General features: G+C 61.7%; 16 protein-coding genes. 3 read left to right on the forward strand and 13 right to left on the reverse strand.

Features of this window, described 5'->3' with window-relative positions:
* Together fliM and A0U94_RS11095 are read right to left on the reverse strand one after the other, a co-directional pair.
* Nucleotides 1–1,104, reverse strand: coding sequence for a flagellar motor switch protein FliM (fliM, locus tag A0U94_RS11090; protein ID WP_077803401.1), 1,104 nt, complete (start codon nucleotides 1,102–1,104; stop codon nucleotides 1–3).
* Complete coding sequence (locus tag A0U94_RS11095) at nucleotides 1,101–1,574, reverse strand: flagellar basal body-associated FliL family protein (protein ID WP_062028650.1); 474 nt, start codon at nucleotides 1,572–1,574, stop codon at nucleotides 1,101–1,103. The genes fliM and A0U94_RS11095 overlap by 4 nt, the downstream gene beginning before the upstream one ends.
* A 63-nt stretch (nucleotides 1,575–1,637) precedes the next feature.
* Between A0U94_RS11095 and A0U94_RS11100 the strand changes: the two genes are divergently transcribed.
* Both A0U94_RS11100 and A0U94_RS11105 read left to right on the forward strand, forming a co-directional pair.
* The gene (locus A0U94_RS11100; protein ID WP_077803402.1) at nucleotides 1,638–2,861 is read left to right on the forward strand and encodes a lytic transglycosylase domain-containing protein; all 1,224 of its coding nucleotides are present in this window, start codon (nucleotides 1,638–1,640) and stop codon (nucleotides 2,859–2,861) included.
* A 187-nt stretch (nucleotides 2,862–3,048) separates the two neighbouring features.
* Entirely contained in the window at nucleotides 3,049–4,467 is a 1,419-nt protein-coding gene (locus A0U94_RS11105) for an amino acid permease (RefSeq protein WP_062108084.1), read from the forward strand.
* Between the two features lie 77 nt (nucleotides 4,468–4,544).
* On the opposite strand, the gene A0U94_RS11110 is transcribed toward A0U94_RS11105, so the two are convergent.
* Genes A0U94_RS11110 through pstC form a run of 7 tightly spaced genes read right to left on the reverse strand, consistent with a single transcriptional unit; the run spans nucleotide 4,545 to nucleotide 12,120 of the window.
* Nucleotides 4,545–6,647, reverse strand: a complete 2,103-nt coding sequence (locus A0U94_RS11110; protein ID WP_244177997.1) for a prolyl oligopeptidase family serine peptidase — start codon at nucleotides 6,645–6,647, stop codon at nucleotides 4,545–4,547.
* A 37-nt stretch (nucleotides 6,648–6,684) separates the two neighbouring features.
* Entirely contained in the window at nucleotides 6,685–7,980 is a 1,296-nt protein-coding gene (locus A0U94_RS11115; protein WP_244177998.1) for a sensor histidine kinase, read from the reverse strand.
* Between the two features lie 3 nt (nucleotides 7,981–7,983).
* Entirely contained in the window at nucleotides 7,984–8,706 is a 723-nt protein-coding gene (locus A0U94_RS11120; RefSeq protein WP_062026990.1) for a response regulator, read from the reverse strand.
* Nucleotides 8,703–9,437, reverse strand: coding sequence for a phosphate signaling complex protein PhoU (gene phoU, locus A0U94_RS11125; RefSeq protein ID WP_077803403.1), 735 nt, complete (start codon nucleotides 9,435–9,437; stop codon nucleotides 8,703–8,705). Before phoU ends, A0U94_RS11120 begins: the two co-directional genes overlap by 4 nt.
* Before the next feature lie 6 nt (nucleotides 9,438–9,443).
* The gene (gene pstB, locus A0U94_RS11130; protein ID WP_062108136.1) at nucleotides 9,444–10,232 is read right to left on the reverse strand and encodes a phosphate ABC transporter ATP-binding protein PstB; all 789 of its coding nucleotides are present in this window, start codon (nucleotides 10,230–10,232) and stop codon (nucleotides 9,444–9,446) included.
* A gap of 38 nt (nucleotides 10,233–10,270) precedes the next feature.
* Nucleotides 10,271–11,143 (reverse strand): phosphate ABC transporter permease PstA, encoded by an 873-nt coding sequence (pstA, locus tag A0U94_RS11135; protein WP_062108080.1) that lies wholly within the window; start codon nucleotides 11,141–11,143, stop codon nucleotides 10,271–10,273.
* Nucleotides 11,140–12,120 carry a phosphate ABC transporter permease subunit PstC gene (gene pstC, locus A0U94_RS11140; RefSeq protein WP_062027847.1) on the reverse strand — a complete coding sequence of 327 codons (981 nt, stop codon included), beginning with the start codon at nucleotides 12,118–12,120 and terminating at the stop codon, nucleotides 11,140–11,142. The genes pstA and pstC overlap by 4 nt, the downstream gene beginning before the upstream one ends.
* A gap of 365 nt (nucleotides 12,121–12,485) precedes the next feature.
* On the opposite strand from pstC, the gene dps reads away from it, so the two are divergent.
* The gene (gene dps / locus A0U94_RS11145; protein ID WP_077803404.1) at nucleotides 12,486–13,025 is read left to right on the forward strand and encodes a DNA starvation/stationary phase protection protein Dps; all 540 of its coding nucleotides are present in this window, start codon (nucleotides 12,486–12,488) and stop codon (nucleotides 13,023–13,025) included.
* 63 nt (nucleotides 13,026–13,088) lie between these two features.
* Here dps and A0U94_RS11150 read toward each other — a convergent pair whose 3' ends face one another.
* The 4 genes from A0U94_RS11150 to A0U94_RS11165 all read right to left on the reverse strand — a co-directional run bounded on the left by A0U94_RS11150 (nucleotide 13,089) and on the right by A0U94_RS11165 (nucleotide 19,169).
* Entirely contained in the window at nucleotides 13,089–13,523 is a 435-nt protein-coding gene (locus A0U94_RS11150) for a hypothetical protein (RefSeq protein ID WP_077803405.1), read from the reverse strand.
* A gap of 158 nt (nucleotides 13,524–13,681) precedes the next feature.
* A complete protein-coding gene (locus tag A0U94_RS11155; RefSeq protein WP_077803948.1) occupies nucleotides 13,682–14,914 on the reverse strand; it encodes a glycosyltransferase family 4 protein in 1,233 nt (410 codons plus the stop codon).
* 133 nt (nucleotides 14,915–15,047) lie between these two features.
* Nucleotides 15,048–16,022 carry a hypothetical protein gene (locus A0U94_RS11160; protein ID WP_077803406.1) on the reverse strand — a complete coding sequence of 325 codons (975 nt, stop codon included), beginning with the start codon at nucleotides 16,020–16,022 and terminating at the stop codon, nucleotides 15,048–15,050.
* Nucleotides 16,023–16,205: 183 nt separating this feature from the next.
* Nucleotides 16,206–19,169 (reverse strand): glycosyltransferase, encoded by a 2,964-nt coding sequence (locus A0U94_RS11165; protein ID WP_244177999.1) that lies wholly within the window; start codon nucleotides 19,167–19,169, stop codon nucleotides 16,206–16,208.
* Between the last annotated feature and the right edge of the window lie 3 nt (nucleotides 19,170–19,172).

Genomic DNA, 19,172 nt, shown 5'->3' on the forward strand with positions numbered 1-19,172 from the left:
TCAGCTATAGGATGTGGCACGATCCGTGCCGGGTTTCTGGTTGAGGACTTCTTCAATCTTGACGGCCACCTGTCCCTGCTTTCGTCCAACACGTCCCTTGAAAAGGGCATGTTCGCCACAGCGCAGGGTGACGAGAGCATCCGGATTTCGACGCAGGACCAGTTGATCGCCGGGGGCGAGCTTCATGATCTCTTTGAGGTTCACGGTCTGCTCTTCCAGAACGGCATCAAGGGTCAGATCCGTGCGCCAGAGTTCCTGTGCCAGGTGGCTTTCCCACATCCCGTCATGGCCGAATTTCTCACCCATGAACTGCTGAAGCAGAATGTCCCGGACCGGCTCGAGCGTGGCGTGCGGCAGCACAACGTCCACGTCCCCGCCCCGACCTTCCATATCGATACCAAAACGTGCGGTAACAACGCCGTTTCCAGCGCGACAGATCATTGCGAAACGCGAGTTCATTTCGAGACGCTCGAAATGAAAATTAACCGCACAGAGCGGGCTGAAGCTTGTTTCCAGATCATCGAGAATGATCCTGACCATAGGCTCGATCAGGGCGCGTTCAATGGCGGTGTGGTGCCGCCCTGTTTGTCGGGCAGCGGTCGGACCGTCGCTGCGGACGTGGCCTCCGAGAAGTGCGTCGACGATGCTGTAGATCAGAGAAGAGCTCAGAACGAGAATACCGTAATTGTCCCATTCTTCCGCCTTGAAGACCGCGAACATGGCCTGGCCCGGAACGTTTTCGAGATAATCTCCAAAGCGCTGGGAACCCAGCCGGTCCATGGACGCTTCAACATTGTCGCTGGTAAAATTGCGCAGGCTCGTCGTCAGAATCCGGGTGAAACGGTCAAAGACCACTTCGAGCATAGGTAGCCGCTCGGACGATATGCCAGACGTACTGACCACGCGCTCGATACCACTGCTGTTCGACGGACCGCTGACTGCGGAATCCTTGCCAAAAAAGCTGTCGATTTCGGCTTGGCTGAGGACGTGATCATTGTCGGCCCCAAAACCGGCCATACCGTTTCCGGCGAGCGGAAAGGCAGCCTCAGGCATGCCGGTATCCTGATCCGCAAACGTGGTGTCGGCCTGTCGGTCGTCGGTCACTGCACCAGCACCTCTACGAAAAAGAGATCCCTGACCCGAAGGGGCGCCACGATGTTGGTGATCTGCGCCAGCATTGTTTCCCTGAGTCGGTAAATGCCGCTTCCGGAAAGCTCGGAGGGCTGCATACCGTGCAGACAGGTCTGGAAAGCGTCCTGGATCTGAGGCATCAGGGCGGCGACATTCTCGGCGTTTTTGCCGTCTTCAACTTCAAGCCGCGCGCCGATCCGGACATATCGCGTCCGCTCAGACCCCGAATCAAGATTGGAGAGAATGGTCGGGATGGTGATGGTCGTCCATTTCACAGGCTGGGCAGCAGTCTTGGTGGCCGGGGTTGCCGCGTGATGAAAATGCTTCCATGCAAAGGCTCCACCGCCAGCCAGAAGCAGGCATGCCAGCACTGCAAGGATGATGATCTTGCGCTTACCCCCCTTCTCGACCGGGGTTTCGTTTTCCGGAGTCTCCGTCGTCACCGTTCGTCTGCCTTCTCTTTCGGACAGCGCTCATCATCTGCGTAAAAGATTAACAGTGGGTTTATGATGCTCAGGAAAAGGCAAGTCTTCCTTCAGACGGGAACCATGTTTCTGAGCCTCGTGGCCCTTGCAGGCTGTGCGTCCCAGCGTTCTCCCTACAACCGGTATTATTCCTCAAGCGGGGCCTACCGCGCACCCGGGCCGGCCGGAGATCCCTGGCGGCCCTATATCCTGCAGGCCGCCAGCCGGTTTTCGATTCCGCAGGACTGGATCCGGGCTGTCATCCATCAGGAATCGGGCGGTCACCAGTTTCTGGACGGGCGGCCCATCACCTCCCATTCCGGTGCGATAGGGCTGATGCAGCTCATGCCCCAGACCTATGCTGACATGCGCGCGCGGTATGGCTTGCGGGCCGATCCTTACGAGCCTCATGACAACATCATGGCAGGGACCGGCTATATCAGTATCCTTGCCCGGAAATACGGAGCCCCGGCCTTTCTGGCGGCTTACAATGCCGGTCCGCAGCGACTGGAAGAGTATCTCTCCGAAGGGCGACAGCTTCCCAACGAAACCGTCAATTACGTTGCGAGCATCACCCCCCATCTGGGTACGCAGATTGCCCTGACAGGCCCTCTGGCCGCCTATGCCAGCGCCGATCAGCTGAATGCATCGCAGTCCGGAGCCTCTTATGCCGGGCTGCCCGCAGCCCAGACCGCTCCGGCGCCCGTCATGACGGCATCGCGCAGTGTCGGACAGGTCTGGGCCAGCCGACACGTCACGAGTGCTGCCGCCCAGACACCGATTACAGGACCGATCGCCGCCCCCAGCGCCGTGCCCTGCAATCCGGATGACGCCTACGATCCAGACGTGCCCTGCGCCGTCCAGCCCGCGGGCGAATCACAGCTTCCTCCCCCGTCCGCCACAGCCACGTCCCGGCCGCTTCCTCCCCCTCCCGTCATGCCGTCACCGCATACATTGCCGGTTCAGCCTACGGAATCGAGAACCGTGGTCGTGGGCTATCACCGGCCGGGAAGCTATGGGTCCTGGGCCGTTCAGGTGGGAGCGTTTGGCAGTATCGGACAGGCCAAATTCGCCGCTACCATGGCACGGCAGGCAGCCTTCACACCGCTTCAGTCTGCCCGAATCGAAGTCCATCCCACACCGAGCCACGGCACCACGGTCTGGCGCGCGCGTCTGACAGGCATCAGCCGGGTGGGAGCCGCGGAAGCCTGTTCAACTCTTTCCGGACAGGGAATGGCCTGCATGGCCGTTCCGCCGGGGCATTGAAGGCACAGTCGGCAGCCAGTTTCGGCCATGCCAGCAATCCGCGTTGGCAATGCGGCGACTTTCGCTTATGTTCCCATGCATGAGACACATAGCTGCCGCGCATGAAGCGTAGGCCCTCCCCGCCGCCGCTCGTCACGCCCCTTCAGCCTCACCGACACCTTTCCCGACGACTTTTCAGGACGCGCAGATGACGACAAGCCCGGCTCCCGATCATACCCCCACCCACCATACAGGGGCCATCAGCGAGGAAGGCTATCACAAGGATCTCGGCCGCCGTCACGTCCAGATGATCGCCATTGGTGGCGCCATCGGTACGGGACTGTTCCTTGGGGCGGGTTCACGCCTTCAGATGGCTGGTCCCTCTCTTGCGATCATCTATGCGGTCTGCGGCGTCTTTTCGTTCCTGATCCTGCGCGCCCTGGGCGAACTGGTCATGTATCGTCCGACCAGCGGCAGCTTCGTGACCTATGCGCGCGAGTTTCTCGGGGAACGCGCGGCCTATATGGCAGGCTGGCTGTCCTTCCTGAACTGGGCCATGACCGGCATCGTCGATATCACGGCTGTCGCCCTGTACATGCATTACTGGGCGGTTTTCCTCCCGGTTCCGCAGTGGGCTTTCGCACTCGTGGCGCTGGCGATCGTCGGCACCATGAACATGATCGGCGTGCGCTATTTCGGCGAAATGGAGTTCTGGTTCTCCCTCATCAAGGTGGTGGCTCTGGCGCTGTTCCTCGTCGCAGGCGCTCTCATTCTCGGCATTCGCATGCCAGTCGCCGGGCATACGACCGGGTTTCACCTGATTACCGAAAACGGCGGCATCTTCCCGCACGGGCTGTTTTCGGCGCTCATGCTGCTTCAGGGGGTGGTGTTCGCCTATTCCGGCATCGAACTGCTGGGCACGGCGGCAGGTGAATGTGAGGACGCCCGCGAAATTCTCCCGCGTGCCATTAACAGCGTGATCTGGCGTATCGCCCTGTTCTATGTGGGGTCCGTCATCCTGCTGGTCTGCCTGCTGCCCTGGACCGAATATCACGCGGGCATCAGCCCGTTCGTGACGTTCTTTCAGGCACTCGGCATTCCGGGCATTGGCACCATCATGAACATCGTGGTGCTGACGGCCGCGCTCTCCAGCCTCAATTCCGGCCTGTATTCCACAGGGCGTGTGCTACGCGCCCTCGCCCTTGGCGGCTCCGGCCCGAAGGCTCTGGGCAAGCTGAACAAGAGCTCTGTCCCCTATGTCGGCATTCTCACCACACTGGCCGTGTATCTGGTGGGCGTGATGCTGAACTACCTCATCCCGTCGCGCGTCTTTGAAATTGTTCTGAATTTCTCGGCGCTGGGCATCATCAGCACATGGGGTTTCATCCTGCTGTGTCAGCTCCGCCTGCGGGCCGCGATCAATCGCGGTGACATCATGCCGACGGGCTTCAACATGCCGGGCGCGCCTTATACGACATGGGCGACCCTCGGTTTTCTGGGCTTCGTTCTGGTCATGATGGCTTTCGACTACCCGGACGGCACGATCACGATCGGCGCCATCCCGCTGATCGGGGCCGTGCTGATCGGGGGCTGGTGCCTGCTGGACCGCAGCCGCCGCCACGGCTGACCCCGTTTTTCCGGCTTCCGGCACAAAAAAGGGCGCTCCACGGAGCGCCCTTTTTCATGTCCGCATGATGCGACGCCTTACTTTGTCCGGCCCAATTCGGACCACAGATAAGCGTAACTGAGCGCCTGCGTCTGGGCGATTTCCTTCTGGCTGGCCCCGAAACCATGACCGCCCGCGACCTGCTCCCAGTAATAATAGGGGAGTTTAAGCTCGCTCATCCGCCATGCAAAACGCCGCGCATGAACGGGACCGACGCGATCATCCTTCGTCGTCGTCTCGATGAACGGCACGGGATATTTCACATCGGGTCTGAGGTTCTGAAGCGGCGAAATTCCGCGCAGGAATGCCTTCTGCTCAGGGATGGAGACCGTTCCATATTCCCCGACCCACGACGCCCCAGCGGACATGTGTTCATAGTTCATCATGTCCAGAAGCGGCACTTCGATATCGACGGCCTTCCAGAAATCCGGATGCTGCGTGAACTCGACACCCATCAGCAGACCGCCATTGGAACCGCCCTGAATCGCCAGATGCTGAGGCGAGGTTACCTTCCGGTCCATCAGGTCCTTCGCCACGGCAGCAAAGTCGTCATAAATCCGCTGGCGATTGGTCTTGAGACCGGCATCGTGCCAGGCCGGCCCGAATTCGCCGCCGCCGCGGATATTTGCCAGAACATAAACCCCGCCGCGCGACAGCCAGTTATTGCCGATCCCTGCCGAATAGAACGGGAAAAGCGGTACTTCAAACCCGCCATAAGCATAAAGCAGCGTCGGGTTGGTCCCATCCAGTGTCATGTCCCGACGGTGGACGATGAAATACGGGATGCTGGTGCCATCCTTCGAGCGAACCTCCTGCTGCTCCACCGCCATCTTCGAGGCGTCGAACTGCGCTGGCAGCGTATGGAGCTTCTGGACCGATGCCGTATCGCTGTTGATCTCCCACAGCGTGGTCGGGCTCAGGAAACCGCTGGAGACGGCATAGGCCACCGGGCTGTCCTCGTCGACACTGGCCAGACCCACCGACATGTTCTCCGGCAGAGGCAGATCCCGATGCGTGAAGGCCGCGCCTGTAGGTGTGTAGATCGAGGCCTTGCCCCGCACATTGTCGTACAGCGTGACGATCAGATGGCCATGGCTCGTGGACACTTCCTCGATCATCTGACGGCCCGTCGGCGCAACCAGAAGCTGGGGCGCGACCGTGGCCGCAGCCGGATCGACCAGCACCACGCTTCCCTGCGGGAAAGACTGCGCCCCGACCTTCCAGTCTTCCTTGAGCTGAACCACCAGGCGGCCATTGAACAGCCCGGCGACATCCGCCTTCAGGGGAATGGCGACCTGCGTCACCTGACCGTCCCGATACAGGAACAGCTTCGATGAAAACGCATCCAGGCCTTCGCGGATCAGCGTGACCTGGTGTCCTGCGCCGTCATGCAGCACTTCCGGCCCGACTTCGACGTCCTTCCGGTTTCCGGTGAAGACCGTCTGCGCCTGATCGAGGGACTGGCCGCGCTTGAGAAGCTTCACGATGTACGGATAGGAGGATTCCGTCACATCCGCAGACGCCCAGGGATAGCTGACCAGAAGCGTGTCACGGTCCAGCCAGCTTGAATCCTGCTTGGCATGCGGAAGGTTGAACCCGCCCTCAACGAATTTTCCAGTCCGCAGATCGAATTCCCGCACGGTCTTGGCATCCTCGCCACCGTCGGAGAGGTGCAGCAGGCAGAGATTCTGCTGGCTGTGCAGGCAGTCCACCCCGCCATAAACCCAGTTGCGCTTTTCCTTCGCCGCCAGCGCATCCAGATCCAGCGCGACGGTCCATTCCGGATGATCGGTCGCATAGGAATCCGGCGTCGTCCGGCGCAGGACGCCCCGCAGGTGTCGGTCATCACGCCAGAAATTGTAGATCATCCCGTCGATCTGGATGGGGGATGCAAGACGGTCATGCGTCTGAAGCAGTTTCAGGGACGTGGCATACAGGCTCTGGTAAAGCGGGCCATGCCCCAGAAGGCGCAGGGTACGGTCGTTCTGATCCTTCACCCAGGCCATCGCCTGCGCGCCATTGATATCGCTCAGCCAGGCGGGAATGGTGTCGGGAACATCCGCCGCATGAAGCGGCGTGAACATGCTGCCAGTCAGCAGAGCGGCCAGACCGGCACGGCGGAAACTGCGGAAAACTGTCACTGTAACAATACCTTCTGATTGTTTCAGAAGGAAACTGTCATTCCACCAGCGAAACCGCAAGTGTCGCCCCCGCAGGCGGCAGCCAGACCAGACAGGTCGTGCCCTTGCCCGGCGCGCTCGCAATCCGCAGACGGCCGCCATGCCGGTCCAGAATATGCCGCACGATGGACAGACCCAGGCCCGTCCCCTGCCCGGCTCCATCAGTCGGCGCACCCACACGATAGAAACGCTCGGTCAGGCGCGGCAGATGATGGGCTTCCATCCCGCAGCCATTGTCCTCGATCCCGAGAATGACGCCCCCATCCGCAGGCCACCGATCATCGGGGATGACGGCGCGCCGGGCCGACAATGTGATGGTCAGGGGCTCATCCTCCCTTGCACCATAGCGCAGGGCATTTTCGATCAGGTTGAGCAGCACCTGCACCATCTCGTCCTCGTCGGCCCGCACCATGAGGTCGTCTTCGACTTCCAGGGTCAGCGTACGTCCTTCCTGTTCAAAACGCGGCGCGACCTCCCCAAGCACGACGGCCATCAGATCGGCGACATCCACCAGATCGCGGGGACGCTGATGCTCATGCGCCTGAACGCGCGACAGATACAGAAGGCGGTCGATCAGCCGTTTCAGCCGCTCGGACTGCTGTCGCATGATGTCGAGAAACTGCCGCCGCATGACCGGATTTTCCCCAGCCGCCCCCTGCAACGCGTCGATGAATCCGCTCAGCGATGCCAGCGGCGTGCGCAGCTCGTGGCTTGCATGCGCCACGAAGTCCGTCCGCATCCGGTCCGCAGCCCGGGCCTCGCTATGATCGTTCAGTACGACCAGCACACGCTTGTCCTGGCCTTTGCCGCCCGGAAGACGGCGCAGCATCAGATGAAGCGTCCGCGGAACCGGCACATCGAGCGTGAAGGTCGTGGAGCAGACGGGTGGCAGCTCACTCCGACTCCCCCCCTCCGCCATGCCGGACGGTACCGGAACGCGCAACGCCGCCGACAGGGCCGAGCGGGCCGCCGGATGACGCAGGATCGCGCCCACCGTCTCCCCGAACTGGGACGCCGCTGCCTCATTGACCTGCACGATGGCCCCGAGCCCGTCCAGCACCACGGCGCAGGCAGGAAGCGGATCGACCGGCAGATCAGCCGGAGACACGGGCTTCAGATAGTCGTCAGGAGGTGAGGTCGGAACGCGCGGCTGTCGCAGCAGGAGCCAGACAGCCAATATCCATCCCGCGAGCGCCACACAGACGAGGACCATGCCGACCTGCAACGGCAGCGTATCTGCTACAGGCGGAAGGCCCCCTCCCGGCAGTGCTCCGGAAAGCGCTCCTGCCGGCACCCGTCAGGCGCCGTCCGTCGTCGGGCCATCATCCAGCGCGTAGCCGGCCGCGCGCACGGTCCGCACCAGATCGACCTCGCCCGGCCCGTTGATGGCTTTGCGCAGACGCCGGATATGGACGTCGATCGTCCGGATCTCGACATGGATGTTCTGCCCCCAGATCCGGCGCAGCAGATCCTCGCGGGAAAATACCTTGCGCGGATTGCGGATCAGCAGGTCCAGCAGGCGATATTCCGTCGGCCCCAGAGACAGCATCCGACCGCCACGCTCCACGCGGTGCGTTTCAGGGTCGAGCGTAATATCCGCGAAGGACAGACGGTCATAGGACGACTGGTGCCGCCGCAGCAGGGCGCGCAGACGCGCATCGAGCGTATCGACGCTGCACGGCTTCATCAGATAATCGTCCGCACCCGTGTCCAGCCCACGGATCGCATCCTGCTCGGCCGAACGCGCCGTCAGCAGCAGGACCGGAACATCCCGCAGAGCAGGATTGGCGCGGATGCGGCGGCACACATCCAGTCCGGACAGACCCGGAAGCATCCAGTCCAGAACAACGGCGTCAGGGCGCGACGTCTCAAGCGCCAGAAGCGCCGCTTCTCCATCTTCTGCCGTCTCGACGCGGTAGCCGCGCTGTTCGAGATTGTAGCAGGTCATCAGCAACAGGGCCGGATCATCCTCGACGAGAAGAACAAGTCCCTTGGCACGCGCGGGGGATGGGGCCTTCACCGGACGTCCGGCTCCTGCATCGTTTCCGCCACCGTCAGAGCCGAGGCCGGCCCGCCGCGCGGCCGCAGGGACGGCAGATTGTCGCCCGTCACGGCGTAGAAGACGCGCTCGGCGATATTGGTTGCATGATCGCCAATCCGCTCAAGGTTCTTGGCAATGAACAGCAGTTCCGTGCAGGCGCGGATGTTGCGGGCATCTTCCATCATGTACGTGACGAGTTCACGGAACAGGGCCGTGTAGTATTCGTCTACCGCACGGTCCGAGTGCCAGACTTCCATGGCCCGGTTGGAATCCTGCTGCGTGATCGCATCGATCGAGCGACGCAGGTTTTCCTGCACGAGGCGCCCCATGCTGCGCAGACCCGAAAGCGAAATCTGGTTTTCCGGCATCCGGATCCGCAGCGAACGACGCGCGATGGAGGACGCATAATCGCCGATCCGCTCCAGATCGCCCGTGATTTTCAAAGCCGCCACGATCTCGCGCAGATCGCCCGCCATCGGGCTTCGCAACGCCAGAAGACGGATGGCAAGACCTTCGACCTCACGTTCGAGCTGGTCCACTTCCGGGTCCTGACGCGCCGCCGCATCGGCGGCTTCCTCGTTGCGGTCCGCAATGGCGGACAGCGCGAGGGCAACCTGATTTTCCACGATGCCGCCCATCTGCGCCATCATGGAGCGGAGCTGGCCCAGCTCCTGTTCGTAGCTTTTGACGATATGGGATCTGTCAGCCATGACGCGTTATCCAAACCTGCCGGTGATGTAGTCCTGGGTCTGCTGCTGCTTCGGATTGGTGAACATCCGGTCTGCGCTGTCCACTTCGATCAGACGCCCCATGTAAAAGAACGCCACCTGATCCGCACAGCGTGCAGCCTGCTGCATGTTGTGGGTCACGATCGCAATCGTGAATTCTTCCTTGAGTTCGTCAAGCAGTTCTTCGATACGCGCCGTGGAGATCGGGTCCAGAGCCGAGGTCGGTTCGTCGAGCAGCAGGACTTCCGGGCGCGTCGCAATGGAGCGCGCAATGCACAGACGCTGCTGCTGGCCGCCCGAAAGGCCGGAAGCCGGAGCATTCAGACGGTCACGGACTTCGTTCCAAAGCGCCACGCGGGTCAGGACGTCCTGAACGCGCGCATCCATATCCGCCTTGTTCATTTTCTCATGCAGACGCACGCCAAACGCGATATTGTCATAGATGGACATCGGAAACGGCGTCGGCTTCTGGAACACCATGCCCACGCGTGCGCGCAGAATGTTCAGGTCCAGATCGTGATCCAGAATATTGCGCCCGTCGAACATCACCTCGCCGGTCGCGCGCTGGCCGGGGTACAGGTCGTACATGCGGTTAAAAATCCGCAGCAGCGTCGATTTACCACAGCCACTCGGCCCGATCATGGCCGTCACGCGGCGGGCCGGAAAATCCACCGAAATGTCGTGCAGGGCGTGGTTTTCGCCATAATAGAAATTCAGGTTGCGGACAGCCAGCGCCACTTCAGGGCTCTTCGCCACCTGCGGATCAGTCTTGGTCATCATGGAATCCTGTGTCATCCCCTGCAGTGTTCCCGGGGTCATCCGCGTCGCGCCGAGACGCGGACGGCAATATTGATGGCCAGCACACCCATCGTGACCAGCAGCGCACCGGCCCAGGCAAGCTGTACCCAGTCTTCATAGGACGCGCCGGCATACTGGTAGATCGTCACCGGCAGGCTCGCCATCGGGCGGGTGAGGCTGAAAGACCAGTTCTGGTTGCCCAGCGACGTAAACAGCAGCGGCGCCGTCTCGCCACTCACACGGGCCAGCGCCAGCAGGATGCCCGTCAGCACGCCCGTCTTGGCGGAGCGCAGGCACAGCGAAAGCGTGACCCGCCAGCGTGTCGCGCCCAGAGCTGCGCCCGCTTCGCGCATGGCGGTCGGGACGAGACGCAGCATGTCTTCGGTCGTGCGGACAATGATCGGCACGGCCAGAATGGCCAGTGCAACGGACCCGGCCAGCGCGGAGAAGTGGCCGAATGGCGCGACCATAACCTGATAGACGAACAGACCGACCAGAATGGACGGCACCGACATCAGCACGTCCGAGACGAACCGGACGCAGGATGCGAATTTGTTGGTGTCCGTGCCATATTCCGAAAGATAGATGCCGCACCCAAGCCCCAGCGGCGTCGCCATCAGCAACGCCATAAACGTCTGGATCAGACTGCCGACAATGGCGTTTGCCAGACCGGACGACGAGCCCGGCGGCCCCATCGGCTTCATGATCGCGGCAGCGGACAGTCCGGCAAGCCCGCGGGACAGGAGGGTCCAGAGAATGGATGCGAGAACCAGCACCAGAATGCCGGCCATGACCATCCCGAAAGCGGTCGCCACATGATCGGCGCTCCGACGGCGGGCGGCACGGGGATTGGGCTTCCAGCCGTTGGTGGAAACGACGGTATCGCTCATTTCGTATTCCCCCGCAGCATCCGAGCCAGCGCCAGACTGGCGAATGACAGCAGCATCAGGATGAAGCCCAGCGCCAGCAGCGCGGAAAGGCGCAGCGAGCCGGCCGGACTTTCCGGAAACTGAAGAGCGATCAGGGACGCAACCGTGCTGCGCGGCGCAAACAGCGACCAGCCGACAGCCGTGACGTTACCGATCACAAAGGTTACGGCCATGGTCTCGCCCAGGGCACGGCCCATGCCGAGCACGATCGCACCGATCATGCCTGAACGGGACCACGGCACCACGACTTTCCACATCACATCCCAGCGCGTGGCGCCAAGGCCATAGGCGCTTTCACGCAGCATGTTGGGCATGGCGGCAAAAACGTCGCGCATCACAGCCGTCATGAAAGGGGCGATCATCACGGCCAGCACCAGACCTGCCGTCATGAGGCCCGTTCCGAACGGCGCGCCGTGAATGATGAATTTAATGCCCGGAACATGCTTGAAATGATGCGTCAGGAAAGGCTGGACCGTCCGCGCCATGAAGGGGACGATCGTGAAAAAGCCCCACATACCGAAAATGATCGACGGCACCGCAGCCAGAAGCTGCACGGCCGTTCCAACGATCGCCGCAATCCGGGGCGGCGCCATCGCTGTCAGCCAGAACGCCGTACCAAAGGCCAGTGGCAGCGCAATCGCTACGCCGATCAGCGTGCTGACGATCGTTCCGAACAGCGGCGCCCAAGCGCCATAAAGATCGGCGACCGGATTCCAGACATCGTGAAACGCAAATCCGAGACCAAAGGTCCGAAAGGCCTGGCTGCCCCCAATGCCCATGAGGACCACGAGGCCGCCCAGCACCACCAGGACCAGCAGCGCCGAAGCCGCCACCAGAAAGTGGAAGGCAGTATCAGGCCCGCTGCGGCGGCTTCCACTTCTGGAAGCACCGGCCGTATCGCGGGCCTCTTCGGACGGCGTGGCTGTGGCAAGGGTCATGCGTGAGAAGCTCTGACTTGAAAAACGGGCATTATCCGGCAGCCGCAGCCACCACATCAGTGCATTAGCCCTCCTGTCAGGGAAGAACAACCGGAACAGGAACGACACCGGATGAAAGATTTATGTCATCACCGCCCCAGATACCCGAAACAGGCCTTGCCGAACCTTGGGAAAAGCCGGGGATGAGAGCCTGTCCTAAAACCGAAAACCATCAGGTCAGAAATGGAAAGCCCTTCAAAGGAACCACCCTGCGGATAACACGTTTGAGACACTGACAGCCCCGCATCACAGCGGAGTGCCAAGATATCTCAGCGGTTATGATGGCTCCCAAAACGGGCCTCAGACCAATGCTCAGGAGTATTCCCATGGTTTCCAGAACAGACCGTCACGTGACGCAGAACAACACTGCGGACAACACCAAGAATGTTTCCATCGAAACGCTCAACGCACGCCTGTCGGACCTGATTGATCTGGCACTGATCACCAAACAGGCACACTGGAACCTCAAGGGACCGCAGTTCATCGGGGTCCACGAAATGCTTGATGGCTTCCGCACCAGCATCGACGGTTATTCGGATACCGTTGCCGAACGTGCCGTACAGCTTGGCGGAACAGCACTCGGAACCGTGCAGGACGTGTCCAAGAACAGCGCCTGCACGCCCTATCCGAACAACATCTACCGCATCGCCGATCATCTCGCGGCCTTGATCGACCGCTATGCGACCGTTGCGAACAACGTGCGTGAGTCGATCAAGACAACGGACGAAGCGGGCGATGACGATACGGCCGATATTTTCACGGAAGTTTCGCGCGGCCTCGACAAGCATCTCTGGTTCCTTGAAGCCCATGTTCAGGAACCGACCGGCGAGATGCGTGATGGCGACCACAAGGGCAGCCGCGGCTGATCCGAACGGCTTCACCGGAAAACACAGAACGCCCCGCAGGCCTCCTGCGGGGCGTTCTGACGTTCAGAGACAGTGTTCGAGATGTTCCAGAGCGAAGGCCAGATCGGTTTTCGTGCAACCCAGACCGGCCCCCTCTGCGCAGAGTTCAGACGAAGAAGGCAGTAGCGCTGTCGGATCAGGAACATTCTGGCCCGTTTCCGAAGACAGCAGCTCTGTCATTCTCCTGAAGTCCTGAAGCTGCAATGGCTGCGATGCGGAATTCGGCCCCTGCTGGACGAGCCAGTTTTTCGTCATTTCCCTGAGGTTGCCCCACTCCCTCTCGCCATCGGCAGAGACCGGCGCTGACAGAGCTGCGTGCGTGGCTTGGGCAAGGTTGAGGATATCGGCATTCGTGAGCAGAGCCGGGCGGGAGAAGGCGTCTTTCCTGCACACCCAGCCGCCTAACACCGCCGTCAGGGCTGACGCGGCCTCATGCGCAACCCCGGCCGTTTTCTCCACCCCAGGAATATGGAAATCCTCCCAAACAGACCGCGCGCAGTCGCAGACAGAGCAAGACCCCTGCCAGAATGCAGACCCTGCATCGGTTTAACTCTTAATTATTCCGCGTCTATTAGCAGAACATTGTTAACAAGATAATAATTGGATTCCGTACCCGGTCAGGGCCTGTGCATCTTTATGATCTGACTGACCAGATCGTCGTAGCGGTCCAGATACGCAGTCAGGCAGAGTTCAGCTTCGGCATAGCGGCGGGCTTCCTGCCCCAGCCGGCGCGCGCTGCGACGGTCCTCCAGAAGCTGGAGCGTTGTCTCGGCAATTGCGGCTGAGTCCAGAAACGGTACCAGACGGCCTGTAACGTCATGCGTGATGAATTCCCTGACCGGTGCCGTGTCACTTCCGATGATCGGGCATCCTGTCGCCATGGCTTCGCGCAAGGACCAGGACGCAACGAACGGATAGGTCAGATACAGATGGGCGTCGGACCGCCGCAGCAGGGCCCGGAAATCATCGTACTCGACCTTGCCGACAAAATGCACGCGATCAAGGTCCAGCTTGCCTTCCAGTTCGCGGAGCATGAACTCGCGCCAGCTTCCACCTCCGGGAGGGAGCGTGCCGTAGCTGACCTTGTCTCCGCCCACGAGAATGATCTGGGCGTCCCTGCGTTCGGCCAGAATGCGGGGCAGTGCGCGCATGACGACGTGAAAACCGCGATAAGGCTCAAGGTCGCGAGCGACATAGGTGACGAGGGCATCTTTCGGCGTGATCCGTACCCCGTTGATGACAAGATTGCGCCGTCTGGCCTGGGGCTCGGGAGAGCAGAGGTCCAGATTGACGCCTTCCCGCAGCAGCGAGATCTTTTCCTGCGCCCATGCCGGATAAGTGCCGAGCTGAAACTGCGTCGGGCTCTGGCCGTATCCGTTTTTCAGGCAAAGAGCCTGCAGATTGATCGAATTCTTGACCCTTACCGCGGCCGCCAGTTCCGGCGAAGGCGGGAATTCCGGGTCAAACCCCACGTCATTCTGGTCTGCGTGGTAGAAAAACTCGAAATACCCGAGAATCGGGCAGTCGGGAAAAACGTCGCCCAGATTGAGCAGTTCGCCCCAGCCGTGATGTCCAACGATGATATCCGGCTCATAGCCCAGCCCCTTGAGCGTGCGGGCCGCGGTTGCGACGGCTTCGGCACGGAGCAGGCCGTATTCGAACTCCCTCAGATGAGGGTGTGTCTCCATCGAAGGCAGACGCGGCACGCGGTAGATGGCGCGTCTGACGCCGGGAATATGGTTGTTGTTCGCCTCCGAAATGAAGACGATCTCATGATCCTGCGCGAGAAGATGACGGACAAAATGCAGGAACTGTCCCGGGAAATTCTGATGGACGAAGAGATAACGCACGACGTCTCCGGAGCGACTGGAAGCCTCCGTGAAGTCCTGTTCGCGCACGGAGAAGACAGCAGATGGCGGCAGTTTTCAAAGAATCCGGGGAAGAAAATCCTCCTCCCCGGTTACTGTGTCAGACCTGAACGGTTCAGGAGGCCGTGACGGATTTGCGCTTTCTGGGTGCGGCAGGCTTGGCCGGGGCCTGAGCCGCTTTTGCAGCGCGGGCCTTCGGGGCGGCCTTTGCAGGGGCTGCCGGTTTCGGAGCATCTTCTCCTTCAGGCACGATCTCAAGCAGGAAGGCTTCCAGAGGTGCGAGGCTCTCTGCCTCAAGCGCTTCGGAGCCATCCACAGGGCCGAGGCGCGTCCCGTCGATGAAAGACGCCGTAAGACGGATCCTGAGCTTCTTTGCAGACTCGCCCTTCAGGCGGACGCGCAGCCCAAGGATCGGCAGCGCCATGCCACGCGAGCCGCAATACTGCCCCCCTTCCGCCCAGGGAGACAGCCAGCCTTTGCCCAGAACCGCCTGATATTCGATATCCGACGCGGGGATGCCCTTCTCGGGAGCAATGCTGAAACCCTCGATCCAGCCCTGACTGCCCGGGATTCCCATCCAGTGCCCGATACCGCTCGTAACGTCGCCACGACGCTGGATATGCGCGGAAATGTCCTTCGAAGCCGCCTCAGTCACGGGTGCAGCCATGGGTTCAGGAACTTTGGGTGCCGGGGGAACGGGAGTAGCATCCGGAACGACCGTCTGCGCCGGAGCTGTAGCCACAGGGCCCGCAAGCTGTGCGACCTGCAGGCGCGGCGCGGCGTGAGCGCTGCCCGGTTCCTGATAGGTCGTCACAAGAACGGCGGCCGGACCACGCATGACCCGGACGAGAGCCGCGCCGTTCGAACCGCCGATCCAGCCATCCTCTTCGAAGGTGCTGACGGTCACAATCCCGGGAGGCGTTCCCGGCGCGCGTGAAATCCTGACGCCCGGCAGCCCGGCGGGGCCGGCAGGGGCCTGACCGGCTGCATGGAAAATGCAGAAAATCCCTGCATCCAGCACCATCATATGTGCACCGGCCTTGAGGTCGATGACCCGGTTCTGTCGTGGTGCTTCGGCGGCGTTAGACATTCCCTACTCCCAATTGCATCCGTTCTTGCGGGCAATAATACTGGTATGTTTCATGAACTGTCACGAATGGTCGTCACAGTTATGAGCGGTATCCCGACGATGTGTTGCAACAGCCTTCGACAAATACCGGTTCCTGTTTGAACAGCATAATGGACTGTTTCGTTAGAAAAGGTAAACCACCCCTCACCGGGCGTCGCTCCATCGTCTGAGCAACAGCATGGCAAGCTGAAATGGGGGTATCCCGAGTGGTACGGCCAGACCGGTCCCGCTGCGATTGACCCGTTCTCCCTGCGCCCCCAGATCAAAACAGACCGCCTCCAGACCGCCGCGCCAGATCTGGCCCAGAGCGTAACACCAGGTCTCGGGCGCGATAGAGGGGATCAGCCCGACATCCGGCTGCTGCTGACGGATCAGCTCCTGCACTTCGTCCTCGCGATATTCCCCCGTCACCCGCACCCCGAGCGCCATCAGGGCATCGTCGTCATGCGTATGTCCGACCAGCGAGAGTTCGATCGACAGGTGGTGCATCTGGATTTCCGCCGCCAGAGCGAGCAGCGTGTCATATCCTTTCCACTGGCTAATCCCGCCCACGACACAGACCCGGAGCGGCTGCCCATAAGCGGCGCGATGGTCTGTCCGGATAGACCTGTGAAGTGCGGTGTCGTCTTCCAGCGCCACAGCCGCAATCGTCAGGCCGGGAAAATGCCGCCGGATCCGGCGCACGGTGTCGTCACAAGGCGCCATGAGCCGACGGGCACCGGACAATTCCCGGCCCGAGCGGGCCACGAGATCGGAGACCGGAATATCTTCTCCAAGATAGCTGCCCCAGCGTATCACACACTGTTCACACCCTGCGATGTCGGGCTCACCGCAGTAACGGCCTTCTCCATCGCAAAGCGAAATGCGCGGGCAGAACCAGACGTGATCGTGAATGAACACGTCATACGGCACGCCCAGCCTTTCATGCATCGTCCTGATGCAGGGCGCATGACCAATCAGGTGATGCCATTCGATGGCTTCAACACGCACGGCCCGGAGCACGTCCAGCAACAGGGGCAGTTCATCGGGAAGGCGGAATTTAAGGTTGGGGAAACGCCTGTCGTCCAGAGCATCTTCCAGGCGGCACCCCTGTTCATGAGGGCGCAGTGCGAGTGCAAAGCCGCCCCCGGCATCAAACATTTCGGACCGCTCACGGACCACGCGCCCCACACCGCCCCCGGCATCATGCTGCACCATCAGGAGGGCGACCCTGTTCCCGGCCAGACGGATCAGACGGGCGATATCCAGCCTGCGTCGTATGTCGTGCAGCGGGTCGGCGTCGATAAAGCGCTGCACCAGCCGGTCATAGCCCGGATGCAGGGCGTTGAGGATTTTCAGGTTGCGGGCGCCGAGAGACTTCCGTGCTGTCCCGAATGACGCCGATCCGACATGGGCGACAAACAGCTCAGGCGCGGCGATATGCCGAAACCCCTTCGCAGAGGCCCGAAGGCAGAAATCGTTTTCCTCGCCATAGCCCTGCGCAAACAGGTCTTCCCGGAACAGGCCGGCCTCGGCCAGACACTCCGCAGAAATCGCCATACAGAATCCGTGAGCCGTCGGCAGTTCCAGCCCGTCGCGGGATGACGCATCTTCGTGTCTGAACGTCGCCTGACACAGCCGGTCCAGCGCGCGCATCTCCGCAAGCGACGGAACCGGATTGGGACGGTCCACGGCGGGATAGGACAGGATCGTCGCATCATTGGACAGGGGAGTAGCTGTCCCGACATCCGTAAAGGCCAGCCTCGCCCGCAGGCGCTCGACCCAGCCTGCGGGAACGAGCGTATCGCTGTTGAGAAGGAGAATATCCCGCCCCTGAGCCGCCCTCATGCCGTCATTGGCGGAAATCGGAAAACCCCGGTTCTGAGCGTGACGGATCAGCGTAATCCGGCCCTGCTCCGCCAGTTGATCGAGCTCCCACGCCAGAAGAGGCTCAGGTGTGGCGTCGTCCACGACGATCACCGGCACATCGTCTGAACATGTCGCCAGGACAGTGCGCAGACAGGCCATCGTCCGGCGTAGATCCGCGTAAACCGGGATTACGACCGCGCAGCCGGGGCTGATGCGGGGACGACGCAGGCGCGCCTTCCAGACCCTGACCTTCACGGGTCGCAGCCGGGCCGGAAGAGTGCCGGGCCGCCCTGAAAGCAGTTGCCCCACGCGCGGGTCCACCGGCGCACCCGTCAGAAGACGCCCGTTTTCGTCCCGCAAATCCAGCGGACCAGCATCCTCTTCGAGAAGACGGCTGGCAGGGACGTGAAAGACCCTCGTGCGAGCCAGAGGAATGTCGCTGTCCACGTCCTCTGCCAGTGCTTCGGCCCGGACGGTGGAACCATCCCAGAGAAGGATCCGAGGGCTGTATTCAGGCTCAGCCGGACTCCAGATCCAGCCATTCAGGCCATCCCCGGTAGCCTCGACAAAGGATTCACACCGCGTCAGAGCGGCAATATCCAGCGGACTGCCCAGAACATGCCGGCGACCGGCCCTGATTTCCAGAAAGCGTGCCGAGCGCCAGCCTTCCGGAAGGTCGTATGTACCCCCTCCCGTCCCCTGAAGGCGCTCCCGCCCGTCCAGAAACAGCCTGAACGGTCGGGATGTCCCGACGAAAACAGTGCCCGTATTGGACGCCGTCATCCAGCCCGGACGCCCTGCCTCAGACGCGATCTGTCTGGCCAGAGGATGCGTCTGAGGCGTTGCGTGAAAGCGCGACAGGGCGTCCTGCATCCGAGATGTGGCGTCGTCCGTGCGCTGGAGCCGCACAAGGCAGATAACTTCCAGAAACGCCGCTTCCCGCAGACCGAAATCCTGCCGCAGATTTTCCATCCGCACCAGACAGTCCGTAATGCGCCCAGCAGACAGGCAGGCCAGACCGACAGACCACTTCAGATTGGGATTATGCCGCGACATTCGCTCGGCCCGTTCCAGCCAGAACAGCCCGAGGGACGTATTGCCCACCTGAAGGGCGGCCTGCCCTCGTGCGAAAGCATCCTGCGCCCGGCGGCTCATGGCCTCGCGCCACCGGCGCCTGTCTTCCGCGCTGACAGTCCGGCCGAACCCCGCGAAAGAGGCTCCCGGTTTCCGTCCGCTGGACACGGGACGATCAGAAGCCACGCA

Source organism: Gluconobacter albidus (assembly GCF_002005485.1).
In the GTDB taxonomy this organism is placed as follows: Bacteria; Pseudomonadota; Alphaproteobacteria; order Acetobacterales; family Acetobacteraceae; genus Gluconobacter; species Gluconobacter albidus.